Genomic DNA, 26,997 nt, shown 5'->3' on the forward strand with positions numbered 1-26,997 from the left:
TCCGTCAGGTCAGGGTCGGTACGCCGCCGCACTCGGCCCGTTCGACCGTGACACCCGGCAGGCCCCTGACCCATCGGCCGGCGATCTCGCCGAGCCGCGCGGCCGGCGGGGGAGTGCGGCCCAGTCCGATGGCGTAGCGGGCCGATCGAGGACCGGTCTCGAACGGGCGCGGCCAGGCATGGACGTCCCGCAACCCGGCCTCTTCCAGGGCGGCGAGCAGGTCCAGCATCCGCCCTCTGACGCGGCCGAGCGTCGCGTCAAGCTCCTCAGGGCGGTCCGAGCGCACGGTCAGGACCGCCCAGGCCGCGTGGCGCCGGTGGAGGGGCGGCGGTGCGGGCAGTTCGGCGGAGCGGCCGCTCTCGACGAGCTCCCATGCCTGGTAGAGCTCCTGGGTGAGCAGGTCCAGGCCGCCGGGGGTGACCTGGCGGGCGCAGTTGCGTACGGGGGCGCTGGGCGTCATCACCGCGATCGGGGCCGGTTGGGGCGAGGCGGGGCCGAGGGCGATCGGGTCTCGCCAGTCCCAGGCGGCCCACGTACTGAAGAAGAGGCTCAGCAGGTCGTCGGCGGGCAGGTCGCCGCTCTCCCGTACCGTGTGCGCGGCCATGACCGTCCAGGCCAGGCCGGGCAGCCCGCCGAAGGGGGCCGAGTCCAGGCCGCGTGCCCGCGCCCACGCCTTCACCCGCCGGGCGAGCAGGGCGAAACGGGCGTGCTGCCCGCCGACGGCGGCGCGGATCGCGTCCGCGTCGCTGACCGCGCTCAAGGCGATCGAGGCCGCCTCGCCCAGCTCGGCGCGTTGGGCCGGCGCCTGCTCGGGGGGCAGCGATCCGGTGGGGACCACGGTCAGGTCCACCTCCAGCTCGTCCGTACGGAACCGCAGGCCCGGCACCCGCGCGCCGATCACCTGGCGCAGCCGGTCGAGGTCGGGCAGCGCGGCCCGCACCCGGGCCTCGACCTCGGCCATGTCCGGTTCGCCGGGCAGCGCGGCCACCAGGTCCAGGTCCGCGCCGGGGAGTTCGCAGCCCATGCGCCGGGATCCGGCGACGGACACGACACCTGGCCGCAGCGCCTCCGCCAGCCGCCGGGCCACCCGATCGGCCGACGTGTCGCCCTGCTCCTTTCCGCCGGTCGCGGGCTCGGCGATCCAGTGGATCTCGCCCGTGCCCAGGGCGACCCGCGCTCGGGGGAGCATGGGCTCGTCCGCGCGGCGCGACAGCAGCACCAGCTCTCCCACCTCCGCCGCCATCCCGGCCAGCCGGATCGGGTCGTCCGTACGGCCGAGCGTCAGGTGCGGGGTGAAGCCCTCGGGGCGTCCCTCGCAGCGGGGGAAGCGGCGTTCGAGCGCGCGGCGCAGGCGGGCCCAGGGCGCCGGGTCGCCGGCGGCGGGGTCGAGCCAGGCTGTCGAGTGGTCGCGGTGCCGGAACGTACGCACCCCTTCCAGCCTGGCGGTGAACGGCGCGACCTCGGCGGCGGCCGCGGCCACCAGGGACGCCGCCGCCTCGAACTCCGACTCCGGCACGAAACCGAAGAGCAGGTTGACGTGCGGCGGCCAGCGGTCGATCTGCGGATCGTGCGCGCTGCGGACGGCCTGGATCGGCGGCCACAGCTCCCGCGGCGGTATCCACGCCACCGCCGTCCGCGCCGTCGGCGGCACGTCGAGCACCCCGCCGGGCTCCGCACCCTCGAGGTCCAGGACCGCCTCCACCCCGTAGTGGTCGGAGACGTACAGCCCGTCGGGGGTGGGCGTGTCGCCGCGCAGGGCCGCCGAGACCACCCGAGGCCGGCCGCGCAGCAGGATCCGGTCCAGGCGCGAGGCCCGGCCGGACAGGGAGGCGAGCGCCGCCAGCGGATTGGCGTCCGGGTCGAAGGTGGGGGTCTGGTCGGGTCCGTGCGCCTCCGTCCAGGCGTCGCGCAGGCCGAGCGCGGACGCGAGGGTGTCCGTGCCGTCGTTGAAGTCGCCCAGCAGGATCACGTCGCCGTCCACACCGGCCAGCCCCTCGGCGATCCTGGCCAGCTCGGCCCGCCGCCTGGCCGCGCCGTCGCCGGAGTGGTCGCTGGTCAGGTGGGTGGCGGCGACGACGAGGACGCCGGTGGCGGTGTCCACGGCGATGGCGGCCACCGACTTGTGCGGGCCGAGCTCGTGCCGGGCCGCCTCCCGTACGGGCAGCCGGCTGAGCAGCAGCAGGCCGCTGTCGTCGATGTCCGGGCCGTACGGGTCGGTGCCGAGGGTGTACCCGGCGCGTACCCAGGGGGCCGCCAGCAGCATCGACACCAGCTCGGGCTCGACCTCCTGCAAGGCGATGACGTCGGCGTCGGCCGCTTCGAGGGCCGCGAGGAGCAGGCGACGGCGCCGGGCCGTGTCGAGGAGATCGCTGTCGTAGCGGTCCCACAGCGTGTTCCACGTCAGCACGCGCGGAGCCGGGTGCCCGGCGCGCCCGCGTCCGATGGCCGGGCGCCATCCGTCCACCGGATCCCAGGCGTGCGGGGTCCTGGCCGTGAAGAACGGCGGCCGCAGGCGGCGCGGGTCGCGGGCCCGGCCGGCCTCGCAGGTGTCGACGCGGTCCAGGCCCGTGGCGCGGTCCCAGACCAGCTCGCCGTCCGCCTCGACGAACAGCACCCGGTGCCAGGGGATGTCGCCTCCCGGGGTGAAGGCGGGCAGCGCGACGCGCTTGGGGGCGGCGTTGCGCTGGCCGACCCCCAGGACGAACCGGGACGGGTCGAACCGCGGGTCCCAGCGGATCCGGTGGTAGATCTCCTCACTGGTACGCATCACGCCTCCAAGGTCCCGTCCACGTCGTCGACGGTGCCGCGCGCTCCGACGTACCAGGTGCGGTGGGCCTGCCCGGGATACGGCGGGACGAACCGGCGCGCCTGCGCGGCCAGCACGTGCGCGGGCACCGGATGGGGGCGGCGGGCGTTGCGCCGGTGCAGCTCGTCCTCCTCCACCAGCACGACCGCGTGCGTGGTCAGCGCGTCGCGGCGGCGCGCCACGGCGTGGACGAGGGAACGCTGGTGCTGGTTGAGCGAGGTGGCGTCCCACACCACGGTGCCGCCGGCGGCCAGGGCGGCGTCGAGCCGGTCGAGCCCCTCGCCCAGCACCTCCCGATTGGCCCGCTGGTCCGCCCGCGAGCCCCGGGCCTGGCGCAGGTCGTCCAGCGACAGGTACGCGTCGATCCCCGAAAGACCCGCCGCGAACGTGCTCTTCCCGCTGCCCGACGGCCCGACCAGCTGCACCAGCCTGGGGAACGGCCTGGACCGCCACCGCCAGGTCGCCGCCACGGCCTCCTCGACCGTCGAGATCCGTCCCCTGGCCCAGGAGTCGCGGGCCTCCGCCCAGCACCGGTCGGCCGCCTCCGCGCCGAGGCCGGCCAGGGCCTCGCGCAGGCCGGCGCGGAACGGCTCCAGCGGCTCCGGGCCGAGCAGCCCGGCGTCCTCGGCGTGCAGGGCCGACCATTCGACCTGCTCGCGGGCCTGGTCGCGCTCGTCGTCCGCGCGCCCGGCCGGCACGGCCGCCGCGACGGCGTGCAGCACGCCCAGGTCGGCGGCCAACGCCATCCGCCCCAGCCCGGCCCGCCGCTCCTCGTCCGGGTACGGGCGGTGCAGCGCACCGTGCAGCCCGACCAGGTCCGCGACCCGCCGCGCCGACCGCATGCCCAGCGGCCCCGCCAGCCGCGCCGCCAACGTGGCCCGCGGCACGGGGTGCGCCACCACGGCCAGCACCCCGGCCAGCCGGGCATCTCCACACCGGCCGATAGCGTCCAGCCGCGCCACCACCTCGGCCACCGCCTCTGGGGCCACCGCCTCTGGGGCCACCGCCTTAGGGGCCGCTCCTTCGGTTCCGGGCAGGTCCACCGCGGCCAGCAGGGCGCTCACGTCGGGGTCCGCGCCCGAGCGCACCGACCACAGCGCCGCCGCCGGGCCCAGAGCGTTCGGCACGACGGTGGCGTGCATCCAGTGCGTGTCCGTCCGCACGTGCTGCGGCCGCACCCACTTGGCCACCCGCCCCGCGAACTCCGCCCGCCCGAACCCCTCGGCGGCCCGCACCACGTAGCCCTCCTGCCGCTCCGGGTCCAGCCGCAACCCTCGCAGCGCCCGCTCGTCGAAGACGCCGCGCCACAGCACCGGCGGCACCGGAACCCCCAGCCCGCGCAGGAAGCCGACCGTGCGGTCCCAGTCCAGGCACCGATCGCCGTCCCAGACCGAGAACCCGTAGAACCAGCTCTCCAGCCCCTGGTACGCGATGGAGTGCCGGGCGTACAGGTTCTCCCCGCACACGCGCCACCCCGCGGGGATCCGCCCGCCGATCCGCCCCTGCAGACCCTTCACCCACGCCCGGGACGGATGGTGGGCCGAGTCCAGCGACCTGGCGTGCATCCCGTCGGCGTACAGGGTGGTGTTCTCCCCGTCGAGCTTCTCGGTGACCACGACCTCGCGCCCGCGCAGCCCGGACAGGTCGCCCGCGCGCACGTCGTCCGGGGTCGCACCGGGCGACCAGGGCAGGTGAGGGGTACGCGGATAGTGCACGCGCATGATCCCTCCCCCCGCTCGGCCGCAGTCACTGTACAAGCGGCAAGAAACACGCCTCCATCGAATAAACCGTCGTTTCGGAACGTGCACGAAACTTTCACCGGTGCAGATCATTCTCTGACCAGGATGAATAGCTCCCGCAGGCCTGGTGGCTGACAAGGCTCGTTGACAGCTCTGTAAGACCGTGCCGATACTTTCGACGCAAGGCCGATAATTTCGGAACCGTCGCGAGGAGGAAGCACATGCTCATCCGCCGTGCCTGCGCCTTGGTCGTGGCGCTGGTCGTCGCCATCGTGATGCCGCCCGGCATCGCCAACGCGGCCCCCATAACCTCCAACCAGACCGGCACCAACAACGGCTACTTCTATTCGTTCTGGACCGACAGCCCCGGGTCGGTGTCCATGAACCTGGGATCCGGCGGCAATTACAGCACCTCATGGAGCAACACCGGCAATTTCGTCGCCGGTAAGGGCTGGAACTCCGGCGGGCGCAGGACCGTGAACTACTCGGGGAGCTTCAACCCGTCCGGCAACGCCTATCTGGCCCTCTACGGCTGGACGAGAAATCCGCTCGTGGAGTATTACGTCGTCGACAACTGGGGCACCTACCGGCCCACGGGCACGTACAAGGGCACGGTGACCAGCGACGGCGGAACGTACGACGTCTACCAGACGACGCGGTACAACGCCCCCTCCATCGAAGGCACGAGAACCTTCAACCAATATTGGAGCGTCCGGCAGTCGAAGAAGACAGGCGGCACCATCACCGCCGGCAACCACTTCGACGCATGGGCCCGCTACGGCATGAGCCTGGGCAGCCACGATTACATGATCCTCGCGACAGAGGGATATCAGAGCAGCGGAAACTCCAACATCACCCTGGACGGCTCCTCCGGCGGCGGCGGAGGAGGCGGCAACCCCGGCGGCGGCTGCACCGCGTCGTTGTCCGCGGGACAGCAGTGGAGCGACCGGTACAACCTCAACGTCGCCGTCAGCGGCTCCAGCAACTGGACCGTGACGATGAACGTGCCGTCCCCGGCGAAGATCATCGCTACCTGGAACATCACCGCCAGTTACCCCAGCGCCCAGGTGCTGACCGCCAGGCCCAACGGCAACGGCAACAACTGGGGCGTGACGATCCAGCACAACGGCAACCAGACCTGGCCGACGGTCTCCTGCAGCGCGAGCTGACCGTTGGCGACAGGCCGGAAAGATCTTTCCGGCCTGTCCCTCTCGACCATGAATGCCCGCTGGGTCACAATCGGCGCTGGTGCCACAAGCACGCTACAGAGCCACTACAGGCGAGGAGCGGGTCATGGTCGACGCGACCTTTGCAATCTTGGGCCCGGTACGGGTGAGCTGGGCCGATGGCAGGCAGGTGCATCTCAGCGGCAAGCCGCGCGCCGTCCTCGCCAGCCTGCTGCTCAACGTCAACACGCTGGTGTCCCGGGAGCGGCTGGTGGAGGCCCTGTGGGAGAACCCCCCTCCCTCCGCCATCCCCAACCTGCAGACCTACATCGGCCAGCTCCGCAGGAGCCTGTCGCTCGACACGCGGCTGCTCACCAGGGAAACGGGCTACACCTTCGAGGCGCACGCCGAGGAGGTGGACCTCCTGCAGTTCGAACAGGCGATCCGGCTGGCGCGGAAGGAGTCCGAGGCGGGCGACGTCCGCGCCGCCGTCGCCCAGTTCGAGAGGGCTCTGGGGATGTGGCGGGGCAAACCCGCCGAAGGCACCAAGCTCTCCGGTCACATGCTCGCCCGCGTGACCGAACTGGAAGAGCGGCTGGCCATGGTCAGGATGGATTGGGCCGAGGCGAAGCTCGCCCTCGGCCAGCCTGCGGAGGTGATCGAGGACCTCCGCGCGTTCGTCGCCGAGCAGCCGCTGCGCGAGCGCGCGTGGCGGCTGCTCATGCTCGCGCACTCGCGAGCGGGACAACGGGACAAGGCGCTGGAGGCCTTCCAGCACGCCCGCTCGGTGCTCACCGACGAGCTGGGCCTGGAGCCCGGCGAGGAGCTCCAGCAGCTGCAGGCCGCCATCCTGGCCGGCACCACGCCGGTGAGCGAGCCCGCACCGTGGACGCCGGTCTGCCGGCTCCCCTCGGACGTCAAACATTTCAGCGGCAGGGAAGCCGAGCTGTTCGAGCTGGACGGGCTCCTCCCGCTCCCGGACGAGGCGCCGCCGCGCACCGCCACGACCTGCGTGATCACCGGCACCGGCGGGGTCGGGAAGACCGCGCTCGCCGCCCGCTGGGCCCACACGGCACGCGACCGCTTTCCCGACGGCCAGCTCTACGTGGACCTGCGGGGCTTCAGCCCCGGCGCGACGCCCATGCCACCGTCGGAGGCGGTGCGGATCCTGCTGGGGTTCCTCCACGTGCCCCACCACCGGATGCCCTCCACCTTCGGCGAGCAGATCGGGCTCTACCGGAGTCTGCTGGCCGGCCGGCGGGTGCTCGTCCTCCTGGACAACGCCCGCGATCCGGACCAGGTGCGTCCACTGCTGCCCCCCTCTCCGGAGGCCCTCACCCTGGTGACCGGCCGGACCGCGCTCACCGGCCTGATCGCGGCCGAGGGTGCCCACTTACTGCGCCTCGCGCCGCTCTCCGACGCGCAGGCCGGCCAGCTGCTGAGACGCCGCCTGGGCCAGGATCGCATGGCGGCCGAACGCGAGGCGGTGGACGGCATCATCAAGACGTGCGCGGGGCTGCCGCTGGCCCTCGGGATCGTCGCGGCGCGGGCCATCATCAACGCCGGCCTTCCCCTCACCGCGCTGGCGGACGAGCTCCAGGCGGAGCCCACCCGGTTGGACGCCCTGCAGACCGACGAGCTGAGCACCGACCTGCGGGAGGTCTTCGGCTCCTCCTATCGCGTGCTGGCCCCCGAGGCGGCCGAGACCTTCGCCCATCTGGGCCTCGTGTCGGGCCCGGACACGAGCCTGCTGGCCGTCGCCAGCCTCATCGGCCGCCCGGTGGCGCACACCCGTACGCTGCTGCGCACCCTGGAAACCGCCCATCTGCTGGATCAGCACGTTCCCGGCCGGTACCGGATGCACGATCTCGTCCGCCTCTACGCCATCGACCGCGCCCGCCTCGACCTGAGCGCGGACGCCCGTACCGCCGCCGTGCGCCGGCTCGTGGACTTCTACCTGCACACGTCGTACGCCGCCGACCGCCTGCTCTCCCCGCGCCGGCGCAGCACCATCCGGATGGAGCCGCCCGCTCCCGGTTGCCTGACGGACGCCCTGGCGGACGTGGCGGCGGCCCAGGCCTGGTTCAAGGCCGAGCACGCCTGCGCGCTCGCCGCCCAGCGGCTGGCCGCCGAGCACGGTCTTCATGGCGCCGTATGGCAGCTGGCCTGGACGCTCGACACCTTCCACCTGGGCCACAACCTGCTCCAGAACTGTGTCGCGGCCTGGCGCCTGGCGTCCGGCGCCGTCGAACACGTGGCCGATGTGACCGCCCATGCCATGGTCCACCAGCTGCTCGGCCGCGCCTGCACCCGGGCGGGACTCCACGCGGAGTCGCTGTCCCATTTCGCCGAAGCCCTCGCCCTGTACGAGCAGTCGGGAGACATCGCCGGCCAGGCCCATGTCCGCCATACGCTCGGGCTGGCGTGGGGCCACCGGGAGGAGCCAGCGCAGGCGCTGGTCCATCTGGAGCACGCCCTGCGGCTGTACAGGGACATCGACGACGCCATGGGGGAGGCCAACGCGCTCAACTCCCTGGGGTGGGGCACCGCGATGCTCGGCGACTTCGCCAGGGCCCGGGAGTGCTGCGAGCAGGCGCTGGTCCTGCTCCGCAGCCATGGCGACCGCAACGGCGAGGCGGCGACCCTCGACAGCCTCGGCTACATCGCCCACCACACCGGCCGTCACACCCGGGCCCTCGACTACTACCGCGAGGCTCTGACGCTGCGGCGGGAGACCGGCAACGCCAGCCAGGAGGCCGACACGCTCCTCCACCTCGGCGACACCCACCACGCCCTCGGCCAGGACGGCGAAGCCGCCCGGGCCTGGGGCCAGGCCCTCGCCATCTACCAGGACCAGCACCGCACCGAGAAGGCGAAGCACGTGCGGGAGAGGCTCGACGCCTTGGGAGCGAGATCCTCCTAGAGGGCGGCCTGCGCGGGCTGGAGGGGCTGTTCGGTCCAGATGCACTTGCCGGTGTCGGTGTAGCGGGTGCCCCAGCGATGGGAGATCGCGGAGACCAGCTGGAGCCCGCGGCCGCCCTCGTCGGTGTCGGCGGCGCGGCGGATGCGGGGCGTGGTCAGGCTGCCGTCGGAGACCTCGCAGGTGAGCACGGCGCTGCGGAGCAGGCGCAGGTGGATGGGGCCCTTGGCGTGGCGGACGACGTTGCCGACCAGCTCGCTGGCCAGCAGTTCGGTGGTCATCGACAGGTCGTCCAGGTGCCAGGCGCTGAGCTGGGCTCGGACGTGTTCGCGGGCCTCGCCGGCGGCCTTGGGGTGTTCGGGCAGCGGCCAGGTGGCCATGTCGTCGTTCGGCAGCGCATGGGTGCGGACCACCAGCAGGGCCGCGTCGTCGGCGGTACCCTGCCGGCCGGGCAGCAGGGTGGCGGTGAGGCTGTCGCACAGGGATTCCAGGCACTCGGCGCAGTGCAGCGGGGTCGCGTCCCGGTCCGGGTGCCGGCACGTCGCCGCGGGCGGGATCCTGGGGACCGTGTCGCCCAGCGCCTTGGCGAGATCGGCGATGCCCTGGTCGATGTCGAGGGTGGCGGACTCGACCAGGCCGTCGGTGTACAGCACCAGCAGGCTGCCTTCGGGCAGTTCCATCCGTACGGTGTCGAAGGGCGGGGTGGCGGCGCCGAGGGGCGAGTTCGGATCGGCGTCGGGGAAGTGGACGGCGCCGTCGGGGTGGACGACGGCGGGCGGCGGATGGCCGGCGCGGGTGACCACGCAGGAGCGGGTGGTGGCGTCGTAGACCAGGTACAGGCAGGTGGCGTAGAAGTCGTCGCCGAGGCCGCTGACCACGTCGTTGAGGTGGGTGAGCAGCTCGTCGGGAGGCAGCTCCAGGTCGGCCAGGGTGCGGACCGCCGTACGCAGGCGGCCCATGGTGGCCGCCTCGGCCACGCCGTGTCCCATGACGTCGCCGATGACGAGGGCGACCCGGTCCGCCGACAGCGGGATGACGTCGTACCAGTCGCCACCCACCTCCATGTCCTTGCCGGCGGGCAGGTAGCGGGCCGCGGCGGTGACCGCGGGCAGGTCGGGCAGCTCGCGGGGGAGCAGGCCGCGCTGCAGTTCCTGGGCGCGCGTGTGCTCCCTGTCGTACAGGCGGGCCCGTTCCATGGCCTGGGCGACCAGCCCGCTGAGCGTGGTGAGCAGGTTGCGCTCCTCGCCCGTGAACTGGCGCGGCTCGGCGAAGGAGACCACGCAGCTGCCCACGGGGCGTCCCGAGGCGATCATCGGGAGGAAGGCCCACGCCTTCTTGCCGCCCGCCGCCGGCAGGTCGGCCGTCTCGGGGTAGCGCTCGATGTACTCCTCGACCGAGTTGATGAACATCGGCGTACGCTCCCGCAGGGTTTGAGAGATCGGGAGTCCCGCGGTGGCGGGGATCCGGGTCACCCGGTCGACGAACTCCTGCGAGTACCCGGTGAACCCGACCGGCCGCAGGTGGTCGCCCTCCAGGAAGGTGAGCATGAGACCGGCGGCGCCGAACGCCGGCAGGATGTGCTCGGCGGAGGCGTCGAAGACGTCCCGCACGGTGACCGCCTCGGCCAGCGCCCTGGTCAGCTGCTTGATGCGCGCGGACCGCTCCTGGGCCGCGCGCTCGGTGTGATCCGTCCGCTGCTCGGCGACCGCCTCGAGGTCGTCATGGGTCTTGGTGATGTCCCACAGCGTGCCGACCATGCGCGCCGGCTCGCCGTCCTCGTCGACCAGCAACCGGCCGCGGGCCCGTACCCAGATGTCCGTGCCGTCCGGGCGGCACACCCGGTACTCGGTGCTGTACATCCTGCCCGCGCGGATCGCCTCGTCGATGTCGGTCAGCACCCACGGCAGATCCTCGGGGTGGACCAGGGCCATCCAGGTCTCGATGCGTCCGTCGAAGGTGCCCGGCTCGATGCCGAGCAGGGTCAGCATCGCGTCGTTCCAGATGGCGTCCCCGGTCCGGATGTCCCAGTCCCACGTGCCGATGGTCTCCAGGTGCTGCGGCAGGTGAGAGCCGGCGGACCGGCTCCGCCCGCCCATGGGGCCCGAGCCGGGCGGTGGCGCGGAGGGCCTGCCCAGGCGCCCGCCCACCCATCGGCTCAGCAGGTCGAGGAAGGCCCGCTGGCCGGGCGACGGCTCGTGGGAGGAGGCCGTCACGATCGACAGCGCGCCGACCGGACCGCCGGGGCCGAGCAGCGGGACGGCCGTCATCGCCGTGCCGACCGGCCAGGACCGGGCCTCGGCCGTGGCGGAGCCCTGCTGGGGGATGCCGGCGGCGACGTTCGCCATGGAGACCCGGACGGACGCGGCGTTGCGGAAAGCGCGGGCCGGGGCGAGCGGGCCGTTGCCGTCGACGCGCTCCCACGCGTGGGTGAGCGCGGGGGGTAGCCCGTTGGTCACGGCGAGACGCAGCCCGCCGCCGTGGCCGGGGCTGCCGAGGTGCACCATCCCGCCCAGCCCGGCAAGATCGGCCACCGCCTGTTCGAGCGCGAACCGCAGGAGCTCGATCCCCCACAGATCGTCACCGACCTCCGCGAGCAGCCGTCTTCGCTCCTCGGAAACCTGGTCCGCCGACACGGCCCGCGGACCCTGCGCACGCTGTTCGCCCATCCCTTCCCCTCACCACGTCGCCGGGGTCATCAGCGTCGATTTGGGGGGAAACTGTTCATATTGGGGTATATCTACCGAGTATAACTACCCAGAGCGCACGACCCCTTGCTCCACTCGCGCGAGCGGTGGTGCGGGGCGGCCCGCGGCATGCGAGCATCCAGACGGGGTCGCGACCCCCGGATGATGAGCCGGTCTCTGGAGGGTTGAGGGAAGCGTGCTACGAGTCGATTTCGGCGTGCTGGGGGAGATCTGCGCCTGGGCCGACGGCCAGGCGATCGAGCTGGGGCCGGCCAGGCAGCGAAGCGTGCTGGCGGCGCTGCTGGTGAAGGTCAACCAGCCGGTGTCCCTCGACCAGCTGACCGACTGCGTGTGGGGGGAGGGTCCGCCCCGGCGGCCGACCGCGACCCTGCAGAGCTACCTGTCCCGGCTGCGTACGTCCCTGCCGGCGGCCTGGGACGGCGGCATCCGCCGCAGCGGCGGCGGCTACCTGCTGCGGGCCGACGAGAGCGCGGTGGACCTGCACCGCTTCCGTGACCTGCGGAACCGGGCCCGCACGAGCGACGACGCCACCGCCGAACGCCTGTACGAGCAGGCGCTGGACCTGTGGCGCGGCGAACCCTTCGCCGACCTGGACACCTCGTGGGCGAGGGCCCAGCGGCACGTCCTGCAGGGCGAGCGGCTGGCCGCGCGCCTGGCCTACCACGACGTACGGCTGCGCCGCGGCGGCCACGCCGCGCTCCTCGGACCCCTGGAGTCCCTGGCGGCCGAACACCCGCTGGACGAGCGGCCGGCCGCCCAGCTGATCCTCGCCCTGTACCGCAGCGGCCGCCAGGGCGAGGCCTTCCAGCAGTACGAGCGGATCCGCAAGCGGCTGGCCGCCGACCTCGGCGTGGACCCCGGCCCCGACCTGCGGCTCCTGCACCACCAGATGCTCACCGCCGCGGTGGCGCCCGCTCCCGCCGAGTCCGCCCCTGCGCCTCCCGCGCCCACGCCTCCACCCGCCGGGATCATGGTGCCGCGCCAGTTGCCCGCGCCGCCGCCGGTGTTCGTCGGACGCCCGCGCGAGCTGGCCACCCTGGACGACGCGCTGACCGGCGACGGCAGGGACCGGGTGGCGATGATCTCCGCCATCGGCGGGTACGGCGGCATCGGCAAGACCTGGCTGGCCCTGTACTGGGCGCACCACCACGTGGACCGCTTCCCGGACGGGCAGATCTACCTGGACCTGCGCGGATTCGACGCCGGGAACGCGCCGATGCCGGTGGAGACGGCCCTGCGCCTGCTGATCGGCGCGCTCGGCGCGGATCCCGCCGCCGTCCCGCAGCGGCCGGAGGAGCAGACCGCGCTCTACCGCAGCCTGACGGCCCGCAAACGCCTGCTGATCGTGCTCGACAACGCCCGCGACACCGCCCAGGTCGTCCCCCTGCTGCCGGGCACGCCCTCCTGCACCGTGCTGGTCACCAGCCGCAACCAGCTCCCCGGGCTGATCGCCGGCCACGACGCCCGCCACGTGCCGCTGGACGTGCTCGACGCCGCCGAAGCCCGCCGGCTGCTGGTGCACCACCTGGGGCCCGAGCGGGTCGACGCCGAGCCGGAGGCGGTGGCCGCCCTGGTGGAGCGCTGTGCCGGGCTGCCGCTGGCGCTGAGCATCATCGCGGCCCGCGCCCTGATGAGCCCGTGGCTGCCGCTCGCGTCCCTGGCCGAGGAGCTGCGCGCGGAGTCCAACCGCCTCGACGCGCTGGACGCCGGCGAGCTGTCGGCGGACCTGCGGACCGTGTTCGCCGCCTCGTACCGCGCGCTGGAGCCGGAGGCGGCCCGGCTGTTCCGATTACTGGCCCTGCACCCGGGACCGGACATCCCGCCGCCCGCCGCCGCCGGCCTCCTGGGCACGGACGCCCGGCGGCCCATGGCCGGGCTGGTCCGCGCGCACCTGGTCACCGAGCACGCTCCCGGCCGCTTCGCCCTCCACGACCTGCTGCGCGACTACGCGGCCGAACGGGCCTACGCCGAGGACACCGAGGCCGAGCGCGACGCGGCGCTGCGCCGCCTGCTCGACCACTACCTGCACACCGCGCACGCGGCGGCCCTGCTGTTCTACCCGAACCGGCGGGCGATCCAGCTGACCGAACCCCTCGCCCCCGGCGCCGTCCCGGTCGTCCTGCGCGACCACCAGCAGGCCGCCGACTGGCTCGCCGCCGAGATCCAGGCGCTGCTGTGGGCGGTCAGGCGGGCCGCCGACGCCGGGCTGGCCACGCACGCCTGGCAGCTGGCCTGGTCGCTGGCCGACTACCTCAACCGCCAGGGACGCCGGCAGGACATCCTCACCACGCAGCAGGCCGCCCTGGACGCCGCCCGGGACCAGGACGACCTCGTCGGGCAGTGCCGGGCGCACCAGATCATCGCCCGCACCCATCTGCGGCTCGGCCGCTACGACGACGCCCGCGTCCAGCTCGATCACGCGCTCGACCTGGCCACCCGGCTCGGCGACCTGGCGCTCCAGGCTCGCGCGAACCACAGCCTCACCATGGTGTTCAGCGCTCAGGAGCGCCACAGCGAGGCCCTCGCGCACGCCCAGCGGGCACTTGAGCTGTACCGGGACCTGGGCGACAAGAGCAGCACCGCCGACATTCTCAACTCCGTCGGCTGGGAGCACGCCGAACTCGGGCATCACCGCGAGGCGGTCGACCACTGCGAGCAGGCCGTGGCCCTGTTCGAGTCGCTCGGCGACCCGTACGGCCAGGCGGCCGCCCTGGACAGCCTGGGCTACGCCTACCACCGCGCCGGCGACCACGACCGGGCCGCCGGCCGCTACCGGCACGCTCTGCGGCTGTTCCGGGAGGTGGGGGACCGCGGGGAGGAGGCGGCGTGCCTGCTCAACCTCGGCGACACCCACCGGTCCGCCGGTGACGAGGCGGTGGCCCGCCGGGAGTGGCGGGCCGCGCTGGACATCCTCGACGAGCTCGACCGGCCCGGCGACGATCCGGTACGGAGCAGGCTCGCCGCCCGCCTCGGCCTCACCGGGGACCGCTGAAGGCTCGGTGAGGTCCCCGCCGACCGGATCACCCGCGCACGGTGGAGGTCCTCAGCTTCGGGTCGGCGGCGATCTCGGCCTCGGTGAACCGCTCGGTGACCCACTGGCCGCGCGAGAACAGGACCGTCTGGTCGGTGTGGTGCGGCGAGCTGGGGTCGGCCGAGAGCGAATAGGTGAGGATGGTCCGCGTACGCGGCCCGGCGGGGGTGAGCTCGACGGCCATCATGAAGGTCGAACCGGTGTCCACCTCCGGGTAGCGCCCGTCGGCGCCGAGGATGCCGCGCATGCGTACCCGGTCGAAGCAGCCCTCCCCTTCGGTGCAGCCGGGGATCGGGATCGAGGAGTAGCGCTGCGCCTGGCCCGGGGTGAGCGTCAGGGGGATGCCGCCGGCCTGGAAGGCGGCCACGGCGTCGGCCAGGGCCAGCCGTACCACCGGGTCGTCGCTCTTGAGACCCCGGGGGGTGGCCAGCGGGCGCGCGGGATCGAACGGCACCCGCCACGGGCTGTAGACGGGCTCTCCCGGTTTGGTGGGGCGCCCCAGCCGCCCGAAGAACTCGCGCCACAGGATGGCCCCCCGGCCGTCCAGGGTGGCCCGCCCGTTCCACTTGAGCAGTGTCCGGCAGGCCTCGCGCACGTCCACCGGCTTGCCGCCGGACGTGGTCAGGGTGCTGTCACGGCACAGCTTCGGCAGGTCCGGGCGCATGAGCTCGAAGGTGTAATTGCGCTTGCCCTGCACGCTCGCCTGCAGCGTCTCCAGGGTGAAGCCGGGAGCGCCGAGCCCGTCGGCGCCGGACAGCCGCTGGGCGATCATGTCCAGGCTGACGCGCGGGCGCGGCTCCAGATCGGTACGCGCCTTGCCGAACGCGCGCGGGTAGCCGGTCAGCGGCGCCGACGGGTTCGTCATCCAGAAGGTGTTGTTGGAGTTGGCCACGTAGTCGCTGCGGGTCAGCCTCGGCCGGGCGCCGGGCCCGAAGACGCCGGGCACGACGGCGTCGCGGTCCCTGCCCCACAGGCACGCGGAGGTCGAGCCGTCCAGGACGTACTCCTCCAGGCCCGGGATGGGGGAGGGCTTGCCGCAGCGCTCCGCCTGGGCGTCGGTGACGTGGGGGACCATCGAGGTGTCGGCGAAGTAGGCGCTCCCGTCGACGTCGGTGGCGAGCGTGTGGACGAACGGCATGCCCTGGTAGGTGTTCTGGGTGGCGCGCAGCTGGGTGAGGTTCCGGGCCCTGGCCATCGCCAGCCACTCGTCGGCCGCGCGCAGGTTGTCGGCGTTGGCGTCGGCCAGCGCGTAGGCGACCTTGCCGGTCTGCCCGGCGGCCAGCACCGGGCCGTAGCGCGAGGTGTAGAGCGTGTGTTCCACGACGGTGCCGTCCTGGAGGGTGACCTGCACCTCCTGGCGGCCCATCGGCTCGGTCCGGCCGTCCACCCGGTAGCTGGTGCGGTCCACGAGGTCGAGCCGGTAGAGGTTGAACCGCTGGGCGTGGGAGACCGTGTGGGTCCAGGCCGTGGTCGCGTTGTGGCCGATCTCGACGACCGGCGTGCCGTACAGGCTGCCGCCGGAGACGTCGAGCACGCCGGGGATGGTCAGCTGCACCTGGTAGAAGCGGCGGATCCCGTTCCAGGGGAAGTGCGGGTCGGCCAGCACCATGCCGTGGCCGTCCCGGGTCGCCCGGCGGCCGAGCGCCCAGGCGTTGCTGCCCGCGGCGGGCCTGCGCTCCGGCCCCTCGGCCTCGGCTTCCCCGACGACGTACTCCTTCATCCCGGCGATGCCGGTCATCCGGCTGAGGTCGAGCAGGTTGTTCCACAGGTCGGTCGCGGTGATGGGGCCGACCCAGGCCTTGCCCCGGCAGGTGGGATCCGGCAGGTTCGCCACGCCGGTCTGCTCCAGGTAGCGGTTGTACCCGGCGACGTAGCCGTCCACGAGCCGGCGCAGCTCGCCGGTCGGGCCCAGCGGCGATCGCCGGGCCAGCAGTCGAGGCACCACGCCGGAGTCGGCGACGCTCTTGTAGTAAACGTCGCTGACCAGGTTGGCGACCGGGCGGACCGGGTCGTCGGACTTCGCCTGAGGGCCGAAGTACCGGGACCTTTCGCCCCGTAACGTCACCACCCAGGAGGCCAGCACGCAGAGGTTGTCCTGCGCGAAGGCGTAGCCGTACCCGAATCCAAGCCCGCCGTAGTCCTTGGCGGATATGTGGGGAATGCCGTACTCGGTGCGCCGGATCTCGGCGGCGTAGCGGCCGTCGTCCGCCAGGGCGGGCGCGTCGGTGCGCACCACCACCATGACGGCTGCGACCAGGGCCAGCGCGATCAGCGCGGCCGATTTCAGCTTCATCGCAACTCCTATTCGAAACGCGCGTTGTCGGGCGCGGTCATGCGCCTGAGCAGCGGGAGGGCGGTGAGGATCACCAGGAGGGAGGCGGCCAGGCCGCCGCCCAGGGAGGCGAAGTAGACCGGCCCGGGCATCGCGAGCGAGGCGCCCTTCATCGCGAGCTGGCCGATGAGCGGCTCGGCCACGGCGAAGCCGGCGCCGGCGGCGAGCACGGCGGCCAGGACGAGCGGCAGCGCCGACTCCAGCAGCACCACCGTGGCCAGGGTCCGCGTGGGCGTGCCGGCCAGCCGCAGCAGCGTGAACGGCTGCCTGCGCTCCACCAGGCCACCGCCGACCGCCACCACGAGGCTGCAGCCGCCCGCGACCAGGGTGAGCGCGACCATGGCCAGCGCGATGCTCTCCGCCCTGGTGTACAGGTCGGCCCTGACCTGGGCGACCTCGGCGAAGGTCATCGGCGCCTGCGCGGAGTAGCCGGCCACCAGGGTGCGCAGGCGCTCCAGCGTCGCCGCGTCGCCCGTACGGATCATGACGGCCATCAGATCGAGCCCGGCGGCGGAGGCGGACTCGCTGGCCGGTCCGGCCACCGGGAGGAGCTTGTCGATGGTGAGGGGATTGTCGGCGCCGACGACGCGGTCGAACCGGCCCAGCACCGCCTGCGCGCCCGCGGGGCACCGGCCGAGCACGGGGAAGCGGGCCAGGTTCGAGCACTCGACGACGGAGGTCGCGGGCGGCGAGCCGTCGGGCGGCGGGCGCAGGCTCTCCAGATCAGCCCTGGCGTAGATCGGCAGCACGTCCACGCCGGGCTGGGCGCGCACCTGGGCGAGCAGGTCCGCCGCCGCCCGCGGCGACAGGCTCGCGATGCCCGGCCGCCAGAGCGTGGCGCCCAGCACGTCGTTGAGCGTGCCGCCGGCCACGGCCCGCTGGCCCGCGACCACCGTGGGCACGAGGGCCGCGATCGTCGTCCCGATGAACACCGCCAGCACCAGCCCGCTCACCGACCTGAACGCGGTCTTCGGGTCGGCGGCCAGGCGCTGCGCGGCCAGCAGCGTCGCCGCGCCGCGGGTCAGCCGGGCGGCCAGGCGCGCGCCGAGCATCGTCAGCCACGGCCCGGCCAGCACGAGCCCGGCCATGACGAGCGCGATCCCCGCGTTGGCCAGCAGGGTGTCGGGCTTGCCGTCCTTGAACGCCGGACCCGCGAGCAGCCCCAGCCCGGCGAGCAGCGGGATCACCCGCCACGCTCTCGGCGGCGGCGGGGCGGCCTTCCTGGCCACGCCGAGCGGTGAGATCCGCACCCGGCGCAGCGACCACAGGGAGGAGCCCGCCGCGACGACGGGCACGCAGGCGAGCACGGCCGCGTACTGCCAGAGGCTCGGGACGGCCAGCTCGGGGAAGAAGCGCGAACCGGTGATCCGGATCCCGGCCACGACCGGCCGTACGAGCTGGAAGAGCACGACGCCGGCCAGCGCGCCGAGCAGCGCGCCCAGCGCGGCGTCCACCGCGGCGAGGATGTTGATCTGCCGGGAGGTGGCGCCGACCAGCCGGATCGCCGCGAAGCGCGTCTCGCGGCGGGCGGCGGCCAGCCGGGTGGCGGTGCCCACCAGCACCAGCAGCGGGACGATCAGCCCGACGGCGGCGATGCCGAACCCGAACCGGTAGACGTCCGCGCTCCGGTCGACCGCCGGCTCGGTGGCGACCGTGTCGACCCGCCGGGTGCCGATCATGGCGGCGACCTGCTGCGGCGTCCCGCCCACCACGATGACCAGCTCGTCGGGCCCAGACAGCGCGGCCCGGCCGATCAGGCCCGCCCGCGTCCCGGGGAAGCGGGCGGCGAGTTGCTCGCGCGGCGCCGAGTCCAGGAGCCGGGCCAGCGCGGGCGAGGCGTAGTACTGGCCGGGGCCGGGCATGCGGGACAGGCCGGGGATGACCGGCGCCCGGCCGCCGAGCGCGGCGGCGTCGAGCCTGATGATCGTCCGGCCCGCGTAGAAGTCCTCGCGGAGGTTCCACAGAGCGCCGTCGCCGGTGGCGTCCAGGGCCCAGCCGCTGGGCGCCGTGCCGCGCGCGCACTCCCAGCAGGGCCGGTCGCCGGTGGCCTGGAAGGCGTTGAACAGCGACAACGTCGCCAGCAGCACCGCGACGCCGACCGCCACCCCGGCCACGATCAGCGCCAGCCGGGCCGCCGTCTCCCTGCCGCTGCGCAGCGACAGCCGCAGCCCCAGCGAGATCATCGGAGGACCCCGCCGGCGTACGGGTCGGTCACCTTGCCGTCGCGCACCACGACCTCGCGGTCGGCGCAGGCGGCCACCCGGGCGTCGTGCGTCACCACGATCACGGTGGCGCCCTCCTCGCGGGCCAGGCCCACCAGCAGGTTCATCACGTGCTCGCCGGTGAGCGAGTCGAGCGCGCCGGTCGGCTCGTCGGCGAAGATCACGCGCGGCCCCGTCACCAGCGCCCGCGCGATGGCCACCCGCTGCGCCTGCCCGCCCGACAGCTCCCCGGTACGCCGGCCGCCCAGCCCGGCCAGTTCCAGCCGCTCCAGCCAGGACGCGGCCCGCGCGTACGCCTGCTTGCGTCTGGTACGGCCGAGCAGCAGCGGCAGCGCCACGTTGTCGGCCACCGTCAGCTCGGGCACGAGCTGGCCGAACTGGAAGACGAACCCGAAGGCGGTGCGCCGCAGCTCGCTGCGGCGGCCGTCGTCCAGCGTGTCGAGCCGCAGCCCGTCGAACCACACCTCGCCGGTGTCCGGGGTGAAGATCCCGGCCAGGCAGTGCAGCAGCGTCGACTTGCCGGAACCGCTGGGCCCCATGATGGCCAGGACCTCGCCCGCGGCCACCGACAGGCCGGCCTCCCGCAGCGCGGGCGTGCTGCCGAAGGAGCGGCTGATGCCCTCGGCCCGCAGCAGAGCGTTGACGATCATCGTTCGCGCACCGTTTCCGCCAGCGCCCCCAGCCTGGCCTGGGTGACGTCGATCCACCGCAGGTCGGCCTCCAGCCGGAACAGGGCATGGTCGGCGAGGAGCGTGTCGATCAGCGCGCCGCCGCGTTTGATCTCGGACAGCTCCCGCATGCGCCGCAGATGCGTGGCGCGCTGGGCGTCGAGGTAGCCCGCCGCGTCGCGGCCCAGCATCAGCGCCAGCACGACCTTCGTGAACAGCACCGTCTGCAGGTACGGCTCGGCCTCGACCGGCTCGGCCAGCCACCTCTCGACCTCGCTCCGGCCGACCGGGGTGATGGCATAGCGCTTGCGGTCGGGGCCGTCGCCCGGCTCGCTCTGCCCGGCCGCGATCTTGCCGTCCCTGACCAGGCGGGCGAGCGTGGAGTACACCTGGCCGAACGGCAGGGACTTGCCCCCGCCGAAGTAGGTGTCGTAGTCGCGTTTCAGGTCGTAACCATGGCTAGGCTCCCGCTCCAGGAGGCCGAGCAGCGCAAGGGGAACGCTCATGCCCGGAGACTATACTTTGAGGGTATATCCGCGGCGTATAAACACCCGAGATCGCCGGATCCTCGGCCTGTGGGCGGTCCTAGAGGCGGATGCTGATCTGCGCGCCGTGCTCGCGGAAGCCGAGCGCGCGGGCGACGCGCCGCGACGGCTCCGGACGTGCCCGCCACTGCGGCAGCAGCCCGGTCGCCAGCGCGTCGGCGACCGCCGCGGAGGCCGCCAGGCGGGCCAGCCCCCGGCCGCGCCACCGCGGCGCGGTCAGCACGCTCACGTGCGCGGCCGTGTCCACCCAAGGGCGGAAGCCGGCGGCGGCGAGGACGTCCCCGCCCTCGCGGACGGCGTAGGCGGCCGAGGCGATCTCCTCCAGGCCGGACTCGTCCGCCTCCTCCTGCGGCACCGATTCGAGCAGGGCCCGGATCGCCGGGTGATCGGCCGGCAGGCGTTCGACCTCGGCGACGGGCGGGGCGGCGACGAAGTCACCGGCGTCGAGGTAGGCCAGTGTCGCCGGGCCCAGGACGTCCAGGACCGGCAGGAGGCCCGGGAGCCGGGCGAGGCCGGCGTCGCCGAGGGCCGGCAGCGCGCTCCGCACCGGCTCGGCCAGGCCGGCGTCGGGCACGGTGGCCAGGATCGCCCCGCCCAGCGCGACGACGCCCGTCCAGCCCGGCGGGCACAACGACGACCCGGGCGAGACCACGACCTGCACGTCCCCGATCGCGGGGAACGTGACGGGGGTGCCGGCCAGGGCCGCCCACAGGTCACGCGCCCGGTCCAGCGCACTTCTCGGCATCCTCCGATGATCGCTACCGCAGGCCTCCAGGGCCAACCCGGGCGCCGCCGAAGGATGATCGCTACCGGAGGCCCCCAGGGCCAGCCCGGGTGCCGCCGAAGAGGGCCGCGTGACCGGCGACGAAGTTCTTGACGCTCGTCGCGGGCCGTCCGGTGATGGTCTCGACGTCGTGGGTCAGGCGGGCGTAGCGGCCCCGCGCGTGCAGCCGCGCCATGGTGGAGATGTGCTCGGCCACGTGGTCCGGCAGCTTCGCCTTGCGGAGGTCCCGCTCGATCCACTCCTTCAGCGGCATGTCCACGTACGTGATGCGCCGCCCCAGGGCCTCGGAGTACTCCGCCGCCACGGCGTTCATGTCCTCCGAGCGCGGGCCGGTGAGCTCGTACACCTTGCCGACGTGCGGCGACGGGGCGGCCAGGATGGTCGCGACGACCTCCGCCACGTCGCCCGCCACGACCGGCGAGGTCCGCGCGCCCCCGAACGGCAGGCGGATCTCGTCCCGCTCGGCTATGGAGGCGGCGGCGAAGAGCGTGAAGAAGGGGTGTTCGAGGAAGACCGTGGGCCGGACGACGACCAGCGGCAGCCCGGACCAGGTCAGCGCCTGCTCGGCGAGCCAGTGCAGCCGCTGCTGGCGTGACTCCTCCGTGCTCGTGGTGGTCATCCCGGAGACGGTCATCTGCGAGAGGTTGACGAACGCCCCGATGCCGGCGGTCTGGCGGGCCACGGTCGCCATGGTGACCGCGCCCTCCAGGTACGACGGCGAGACGCTCATGCTGAAGAACACCCGGCCGACGCCGTGCATGGCGGGCACGACGTCGGCGGCGCGCGTCATGTCGGCGACGACGACCTCGGCCCCCGTGGCCCGCAGCGCCTCGGCGCGCTCGTCCTCGCGATGGACGAGCGCCCGGACCGGGAGCCCCTGGCGCCGCAGCGTCTCCACGACGGTCCGGCCGACCGCTCCGACGCTGCCGGCGGCGCCCGTGACGAGAATCGGTCTGTCCTGGGGCATCGGTCACCTCCCGGACCCACCCCAGCAAACTCGGGACGATTCCTCCATCGGGACGCCCGGCGGATGGCGATGTCGTTAATCCGGGACCATCAAGATTTCGCCAGTGGTGCTGAGCTCAGGAGGGATCGACGTCGGCGATGGCGACGGAGAAGACGACCCGTTCCTCCTCGCCCTCGGTGAGCCCCCACAGCTCGCCGGTGGCGTACCACTGTGACAGGTCCTCCGGACGGTACGCCCAGCTCGTGTGGGCGCTGATCGTCCGGGGCGTGGTGGCGACGTTCACGGTGGCGAAGCGTCTCCTGGGGTCGGGGCCGGGGTGCGCGCCGGCCGCCATGTTGATGTAGAGGAGGTCGCCGTCGGACTGGACGCCTTGCACGTCGCTGATGGCGTCGGCGGGGTCGGCCGGGACGGTGGACACCCAGGCCTGCACGGGCGCGTTGATGAGCCGGTAGTCACCGTCCGGGGGCGGCTGGAACCGGTAGCGGACCAGCTTGGTGCCGGCCGGGGAGCCCGTCGAGCCGCTGGAGGCCTTGTAGGTTCCGGTGATCAGGCTGGCGCCGCCGGAGCTGTGGCGGTCCAGGGAGACGTAGTCCAGGCGGATGGGGGTGATGTAGTGGCGCACCTCGGGGATGACGTACCTGTAGTCGCCGCCGCTCCCGTCCCGCTTGCGGTAGATCTTGCGGGTGTCGAACACCCGGATGGTGTTGTACGTGGAGTCGGGGCCCGAGTAGCCGTTCCAGTTGGTGCTGGAGGTCATGAACAGGTAGGGGCCGTACCAGGCCAGGCCGCCGCCGTGCCCGTACACGCGCCGCAGCTTCCCCTGGCTGTCGACCCACACGGGCAGGACGTTGCGGTAGCGGCGGTCGTCGAGGTCGACCACCGACAGGTTCACGGAGTTGGTGCGGTAGTCGGGGTTGTCCGGGTCGGGGGAGTTCAGCCAGACCCAGCTGGTGATGAGCGCCCGGTGGTCGCCGCCGATCGGGGTGCCGTCGAGCTGGGCCTCGCCCGAGGTGGCCAGCCCCTGCGGCACCCAGGGGGAGTGCGGGAGGTCCTCCTTGTCGCCCTGGGCGGCGGCGGGCCAGCAGAACCAGGAGCGGACCGGCACCCGCGGCAGATAGGCCGCCCGGGCGGCGCAGGCGGGGTCCTCGTTGCCGGGCAGCGCGACGCGGTCGGTCCCGCTGAGTGCCCCGCCGATGCCCACCTGCTCGTACTCCGCCGTGAGCGGCACGGTGTACGGGTCGGACCCGGCGCGCAGGTCGAGGCCCGTCAGGCTCAGGGGCTGGAGTGGTGCCGGGGCCGTGGTCAGGGCCGACGCGACGCCGGGTGACAGCGCGGGCGCGGCCAGGACGCACGCGGCACCTATCCGTACGAGCCAGGTCAAAGGGGTGGTCATGGAGGTGCTCCTCGTTCGACGCCGAGCTCTGCCTGAACCGTAGTGTGATCACTTCCGGGGCAGCAGACAAGATCGCGTTTACGTGAACAGCTGGCCGCCGTTGACGTCGATGGTGGCGCCGGTGAGGGCCTTGGCGTGGTCGGAGGCGAGGTAGAGGACAGCGCGGGCCACGTCCTCCTCGGTGGCGATGCGGCGCAGCGCCATCGCCGAGACGTCGCGGGCGAGGATCTCCTCGAACGGCACGCCTTCCGCCGCGGCCCGCGTGCGCATCCAGTCGTCGAGCACGTCACTGGCGATCCAGCCGGGGGCGACGCAGTTGACCCGCACGCCGTACGGGCCGAGCTCGTCGGCGAGGCAGTGGGACAGCAGGTGGGCTGCGGCCTTGCCCGCGGCGTAGTCGCTGCGGCCCGCGTAGCCCGTGCGGGAGGACATGGAGGTGATGTTGACGATCGAGCCGGAGCCCTGGGCCACCATGTGCGGCGCGATGAACCTGCAGGCCAGCAGGGTGCCGTAGCCGCCCGTCTCGACGGCCGCGCGCCAGGCCTCGAGGTCGTCGTCGGACATGTCGAGCACGTTCCTGCGGTGCGATCCGGGGAAGGCGGCGTTGACCAGCACGTCCACCCGGCCGAAGCGGTCGATCACGGTGCCGGCGAGCCGCCGTACGTCCTTTGTCCTGGTCACGTCGGCGGGCACGGCCAGCGCGCCCGGCACCTCGGCGGCGATCCGCTCGACGGTGGCCGCGGTGCGGGCGGCCACGACGACCCTGGCGCCCTCCTCGCTCAGCAGGCGCGCCAGGGTCCGCCCCAGCCCGGGGCCCGCCCCGGTGACGACCGCGACCTTGTCATCGAGCAGCACGTCCTGACTCTACCAAGCGTTTGCTCGATAGCGAGGTGCTGGGCCGGGGCGTTGCGGAGGGTGATGTTGATGCGGTTCCAGGCGTTGATCGCCGAGATCGCCATGACCAGGGCGGCCAGCGCCTCCTCGTCGTAGTGGGCCGCGGCCTCCTGCCACACCGCGTCGGGGACGCCGTCGGGGTTGTCGGCGACCCGCGTGGCCGCCTCCGCGAGCGTGAGGGCGGCGCGCGCGGCCAGGCTGCGCAGGTGCTCGTGCTCGATCTCGTCCAGCAGGAGCGCGCGGGCCAGGGCATCGACGACGGCCGGGCTGGGCCGGGTCTCCCTGCCGCGCTCCAGCCTGACGTAATGGTCGACGCTGACCCCGGCCAGGGTGGCCAGCTCCTCGCGCCGCAGGCCGGGGGTGCGCCGCAGGCCCGGGCCGACCGTCAGGCCGACCTCGCCCGGGGTCACCCGGGTGCGGCGTGCGCGCAGGAAACGTCCCAGCTCGCTGCCGCCACTGCCGTCCCGTTGCTCACGTGCCATACCTTCCAGTCTGCCGGGCCCTGACCTGCGCGGCGGCTGCGTTGGGGGGCCCTGTCACACCCCCGAACAGCCCGCCCTGCCGGCGCGCGCCCGCCGCGCGCAGGATGGACGGTCGAGGAGGTGTCCTCCCCCGGTGGGGACGGCCGCCTCCCCGTCGAACTGCGGTTTCGCGAGGAAAGAGATAGCAGATGGAGTACACCCGTCTGGGGTCGTCGGGCCTGAAAGTGAGCCGGATCGCGCTCGGCTGCATGAGCTTCGGGGTGTCCGGGGAGTGGACGCCGTGGGCGCTCGACGACGAGGGGGCCGAGCCGATCTTCCGGCAGGCGGTCGAGCTCGGCGTCACCTTCTGGGACACCGCCAACGTCTACGGGATGGGCGCGTCGGAGGAGATCGTCGGGCGCGCGCTGAAGAGGTACACGCGCCGCGACGACATCGTCCTGGCGACCAAGGTGTTCTTCCCGATCCACCAGGGCCCCGGCGGCGCCGGGCTGTCCCGTAAGGCGATCATGGAGCAGATCGACGCCTCCCTGAGCCGCCTCGGCACGGACTACGTCGACCTCTACCAGATCCACCGTTTCGACCCCGAGACGCCGGTGGAGGAGACGATGGAGGCCCTGCACGACGTCGTCAAGGCGGGCAAGGCCCGTTACATCGGCGCCTCGTCGATGTGGGCCTGGCAGTTCGCCACGATGCAGCACGTCGCGCAGGCGAACGGGTGGAGCCGGTTCGTCTCCATGCAGGACCAGTACAGCCTGGTCCAGCGGGAGGAGGAGCTGGAGATGTTCGGCCTACTCGCTGACCAGGGCGTGGGCAGCATGCCGTGGAGCCCGCTCGCCGCGGGCCTGCTCGCCCGTCCCTGGGGGGAGAAGGGCACCAGCCGCGCCGCGACCAACCCGACGACCGACCGCCAGGGCCGGCCGCTGTTCCTGGAGGGCGACAAGGCCATCGTGGACGCCGTCCAGCGGATCGCGCAGGCGCGTGGCGTCTCGATGGCGCAGGTGGCCATGGCCTGGGTGCTGAACAACCCGGTCGTCAGCGCGCCCATCGTGGGCGCCACGAAGGCGCGCCATCTGGCCGACGCGGTCGCGGCGCTGGACGTCAAGCTCACCGACGACGAGGTCACGTCACTGGAGGAGCACTACACGCCCCGCCTGCCCACGTACTTCTGAGTGCGGGCCCTCAGCCTCACCGCCGGGCGGCGGTGAGGCTGAGCTCGGCGACCGCGGCGGCGACCCGGTCCACCTCCTCCTCGGTGTTGTAGTAGTGCGGTGACAGGCGAAGGGCCCACTCCACGTCCTTGTCGCCGAAGTCGTACTGGGCGAACTCGCGGAAGCTGAGGGCGGAGTTGATCCCCCGCGCGTCCATGGCCTCCTTGAAGGGCTGCGGCTGCCAGCCTTCGATCTCGAAGGTGACCAGGGCCGCCGGCCGCGTGCCGCCATCGAGGAGCCGGACGCCGGGGACGTCCGCCAGCCGGTCACGCAGCCGGGCCGCGAGCGCGGGCGTGCGCTCGGCGATGCGGTGCACGCCGACCTGGAGGGCGTACCTGGTGGCCACCGCGCTGCCGATCACGGCCGAGTAGGGGAACTCCCAGTCCTCGAAGCGCGCGGCGGTCTCGACCGGGCGGTAGCGCCCCGGCTCGACCCAGCGGGCGCCGTACATGTCGATGAACAGCGGCTCGTAGCCGGCGCGCAGGACCCGGTCGGAGACGTAGAGGAAGCCCGAGCCGCGCGGGCCGCGCAGGAATTTGCGGCACGTGGCGGTGAGCAGGTCGCAGCCGATCTCCTCGACGTCGATCTCGTACTGGCCGACCGTCTGGCAGGCGTCCACGAGATACAGCAGGTCCAGCTCACGGCAGTGGCGGCCGATCTCGGAGACCGGCTGGACCAGGCCGGAGTTGGTGGGCACATGGGTCACGGCGACCAGCCGGGGCCGCCGCGAGCGCATGAGCGCGGCCATCGCCTCGACGTCGACGCCGCTGCCGTCGGCGTGGTCCGGGGCGTGCACGATCTCGACGCCGAACCTCTTGCGCAGGGACAGGAAGGCGATCTGGTTGGAGATGAAGTCGTTGCGCGTGGTGAGGATGACGTCGCCGCCCTCGAACGGGATGGCGGACAGCGCCCTGGTGTAGGCGTCGGTCGCGCTCCCGGCGAAGGCGATGTTCTCGGGGGAGCAGTTGAGGAGCCCGGCCGTCGCGGCGTAGAAGTCGCGGACCTCCACCTGCCGGGCCGCGGCCGCCTCGTATCCGCCGATGGCCGCTTCGAGCCGCAGATGGGAGAGCATCGCCTCGAGCACCGGCCTGGCCAGCAGGCCGCAGCCGGCGTTGTTGAAGTGCACCACCGATTC

17 protein-coding genes are annotated in these 26,997 nt (G+C 73.3%); 4 read left to right on the forward strand and 13 right to left on the reverse strand.

The window, feature by feature from the left end:
• Nucleotides 1-4 precede the first annotated feature (4 nt).
• Nucleotides 5-2,767 (reverse strand): poly(A) polymerase, encoded by a 2,763-nt coding sequence (locus ACWEPL_RS14100; RefSeq protein ID WP_452436353.1) that lies wholly within the window; start codon nucleotides 2,765-2,767, stop codon nucleotides 5-7.
• On the reverse strand, nucleotides 2,767-4,527 hold the full coding sequence (locus ACWEPL_RS14105; protein ID WP_452436354.1) for an RNA ligase family protein: 1,761 nt from the start codon (nucleotides 4,525-4,527) through the stop codon (nucleotides 2,767-2,769). Before ACWEPL_RS14105 ends, ACWEPL_RS14100 begins: the two co-directional genes overlap by 1 nt.
• A gap of 239 nt (nucleotides 4,528-4,766) precedes the next feature.
• Between ACWEPL_RS14105 and ACWEPL_RS14110 the strand changes: the two genes are divergently transcribed.
• Both ACWEPL_RS14110 and ACWEPL_RS14115 read left to right on the forward strand, forming a co-directional pair.
• Complete coding sequence (locus tag ACWEPL_RS14110; protein WP_452436355.1) at nucleotides 4,767-5,714, forward strand: glycoside hydrolase family 11 protein; 948 nt, start codon at nucleotides 4,767-4,769, stop codon at nucleotides 5,712-5,714.
• A gap of 124 nt (nucleotides 5,715-5,838) precedes the next feature.
• Entirely contained in the window at nucleotides 5,839-8,634 is a 2,796-nt protein-coding gene (locus ACWEPL_RS14115) for a BTAD domain-containing putative transcriptional regulator (RefSeq protein WP_452436356.1), read from the forward strand.
• Here the strand turns inward: ACWEPL_RS14115 and ACWEPL_RS14120 are convergent.
• On the reverse strand, nucleotides 8,631-11,297 hold the full coding sequence (locus ACWEPL_RS14120) for a SpoIIE family protein phosphatase (protein ID WP_452436357.1): 2,667 nt from the start codon (nucleotides 11,295-11,297) through the stop codon (nucleotides 8,631-8,633). The genes ACWEPL_RS14115 and ACWEPL_RS14120 overlap by 4 nt on opposite strands.
• A 214-nt stretch (nucleotides 11,298-11,511) precedes the next feature.
• Between ACWEPL_RS14120 and ACWEPL_RS14125 the strand changes: the two genes are divergently transcribed.
• A complete protein-coding gene (locus ACWEPL_RS14125) occupies nucleotides 11,512-14,328 on the forward strand; it encodes an AfsR/SARP family transcriptional regulator (protein ID WP_452436358.1) in 2,817 nt (938 codons plus the stop codon).
• 28 nt (nucleotides 14,329-14,356) lie between these two features.
• On the opposite strand, the gene ACWEPL_RS14130 is transcribed toward ACWEPL_RS14125, so the two are convergent.
• The 9 genes from ACWEPL_RS14130 to ACWEPL_RS14170 form a co-directional block, all read right to left on the reverse strand.
• Nucleotides 14,357-16,660: a penicillin acylase family protein gene (locus ACWEPL_RS14130; protein ID WP_452436359.1), complete on the reverse strand. Its 2,304-nt coding sequence runs from the start codon at nucleotides 16,658-16,660 to the stop codon at nucleotides 14,357-14,359.
• A gap of 8 nt (nucleotides 16,661-16,668) precedes the next feature.
• Nucleotides 16,669-18,882, reverse strand: a complete 2,214-nt coding sequence (locus ACWEPL_RS14135) for an FtsX-like permease family protein (RefSeq protein ID WP_452436360.1) — start codon at nucleotides 18,880-18,882, stop codon at nucleotides 16,669-16,671.
• Nucleotides 18,879-19,571: an ABC transporter ATP-binding protein gene (locus ACWEPL_RS14140; protein WP_452436361.1), complete on the reverse strand. Its 693-nt coding sequence runs from the start codon at nucleotides 19,569-19,571 to the stop codon at nucleotides 18,879-18,881. Before ACWEPL_RS14140 ends, ACWEPL_RS14135 begins: the two co-directional genes overlap by 4 nt.
• Nucleotides 19,568-20,095: a PadR family transcriptional regulator gene (locus ACWEPL_RS14145; protein ID WP_350733046.1), complete on the reverse strand. Its 528-nt coding sequence runs from the start codon at nucleotides 20,093-20,095 to the stop codon at nucleotides 19,568-19,570. The genes ACWEPL_RS14140 and ACWEPL_RS14145 overlap by 4 nt, the downstream gene beginning before the upstream one ends.
• Nucleotides 20,096-20,174: 79 nt before the next feature.
• On the reverse strand, nucleotides 20,175-20,879 hold the full coding sequence (locus ACWEPL_RS14150; protein WP_452436362.1) for a GNAT family N-acetyltransferase: 705 nt from the start codon (nucleotides 20,877-20,879) through the stop codon (nucleotides 20,175-20,177).
• Between the two features lie 61 nt (nucleotides 20,880-20,940).
• Nucleotides 20,941-21,885, reverse strand: a complete 945-nt coding sequence (locus ACWEPL_RS14155) for an NAD(P)H-binding protein (RefSeq protein WP_452436363.1) — start codon at nucleotides 21,883-21,885, stop codon at nucleotides 20,941-20,943.
• A gap of 115 nt (nucleotides 21,886-22,000) precedes the next feature.
• Nucleotides 22,001-23,278 carry a hypothetical protein gene (locus tag ACWEPL_RS14160; protein WP_363982755.1) on the reverse strand — a complete coding sequence of 426 codons (1,278 nt, stop codon included), beginning with the start codon at nucleotides 23,276-23,278 and terminating at the stop codon, nucleotides 22,001-22,003.
• 78 nt (nucleotides 23,279-23,356) lie between these two features.
• Nucleotides 23,357-24,133 (reverse strand): SDR family oxidoreductase, encoded by a 777-nt coding sequence (locus tag ACWEPL_RS14165; protein WP_355208500.1) that lies wholly within the window; start codon nucleotides 24,131-24,133, stop codon nucleotides 23,357-23,359.
• Nucleotides 24,058-24,654 (reverse strand): helix-turn-helix domain-containing protein, encoded by a 597-nt coding sequence (locus ACWEPL_RS14170; RefSeq protein ID WP_452436364.1) that lies wholly within the window; start codon nucleotides 24,652-24,654, stop codon nucleotides 24,058-24,060. The genes ACWEPL_RS14165 and ACWEPL_RS14170 overlap by 76 nt, the downstream gene beginning before the upstream one ends.
• Nucleotides 24,655-24,842: 188 nt before the next feature.
• On the opposite strand from ACWEPL_RS14170, the gene ACWEPL_RS14175 reads away from it, so the two are divergent.
• On the forward strand, nucleotides 24,843-25,823 hold the full coding sequence (locus ACWEPL_RS14175) for an aldo/keto reductase (RefSeq protein WP_452436365.1): 981 nt from the start codon (nucleotides 24,843-24,845) through the stop codon (nucleotides 25,821-25,823).
• Nucleotides 25,824-25,839: 16 nt separating this feature from the next.
• On the opposite strand, the gene ACWEPL_RS14180 is transcribed toward ACWEPL_RS14175, so the two are convergent.
• A complete protein-coding gene (locus ACWEPL_RS14180) occupies nucleotides 25,840-26,988 on the reverse strand; it encodes an aminotransferase class V-fold PLP-dependent enzyme (protein WP_452436366.1) in 1,149 nt (382 codons plus the stop codon).
• Nucleotides 26,989-26,997 lie beyond the last annotated feature (9 nt).

This window comes from Nonomuraea sp. NPDC004186 (assembly GCF_053603495.1).

Coding starts and splice junctions, on each gene's coding strand:
- ACWEPL_RS14100 (WP_452436353.1), bottom strand. CDS start 2,767: ATGCGTACCAGTGAGGAGATCTACCACCGGATCCGCTGGGACCCGCGG.
- ACWEPL_RS14105 (WP_452436354.1), bottom strand. CDS start 4,527: ATGCGCGTGCACTATCCGCGTACCCCTCACCTGCCCTGGTCGCCCGGT.
- ACWEPL_RS14110 (WP_452436355.1), top strand. CDS start 4,767: ATGCTCATCCGCCGTGCCTGCGCCTTGGTCGTGGCGCTGGTCGTCGCC.
- ACWEPL_RS14115 (WP_452436356.1), top strand. CDS start 5,839: ATGGTCGACGCGACCTTTGCAATCTTGGGCCCGGTACGGGTGAGCTGG.
- ACWEPL_RS14120 (WP_452436357.1), bottom strand. CDS start 11,297: ATGGGCGAACAGCGTGCGCAGGGTCCGCGGGCCGTGTCGGCGGACCAG.
- ACWEPL_RS14130 (WP_452436359.1), bottom strand. CDS start 16,660: ATGAAGCTGAAATCGGCCGCGCTGATCGCGCTGGCCCTGGTCGCAGCC.
- ACWEPL_RS14135 (WP_452436360.1), bottom strand. CDS start 18,882: ATGATCTCGCTGGGGCTGCGGCTGTCGCTGCGCAGCGGCAGGGAGACG.
- ACWEPL_RS14140 (WP_452436361.1), bottom strand. CDS start 19,571: ATGATCGTCAACGCTCTGCTGCGGGCCGAGGGCATCAGCCGCTCCTTC.
- ACWEPL_RS14145 (WP_350733046.1), bottom strand. CDS start 20,095: ATGAGCGTTCCCCTTGCGCTGCTCGGCCTCCTGGAGCGGGAGCCTAGC.
- ACWEPL_RS14150 (WP_452436362.1), bottom strand. CDS start 20,879: ATGCCGAGAAGTGCGCTGGACCGGGCGCGTGACCTGTGGGCGGCCCTG.
- ACWEPL_RS14155 (WP_452436363.1), bottom strand. CDS start 21,885: ATGCCCCAGGACAGACCGATTCTCGTCACGGGCGCCGCCGGCAGCGTC.
- ACWEPL_RS14160 (WP_363982755.1), bottom strand. CDS start 23,278: ATGACCACCCCTTTGACCTGGCTCGTACGGATAGGTGCCGCGTGCGTC.
- ACWEPL_RS14170 (WP_452436364.1), bottom strand. CDS start 24,654: ATGGCACGTGAGCAACGGGACGGCAGTGGCGGCAGCGAGCTGGGACGT.
- ACWEPL_RS14175 (WP_452436365.1), top strand. CDS start 24,843: ATGGAGTACACCCGTCTGGGGTCGTCGGGCCTGAAAGTGAGCCGGATC.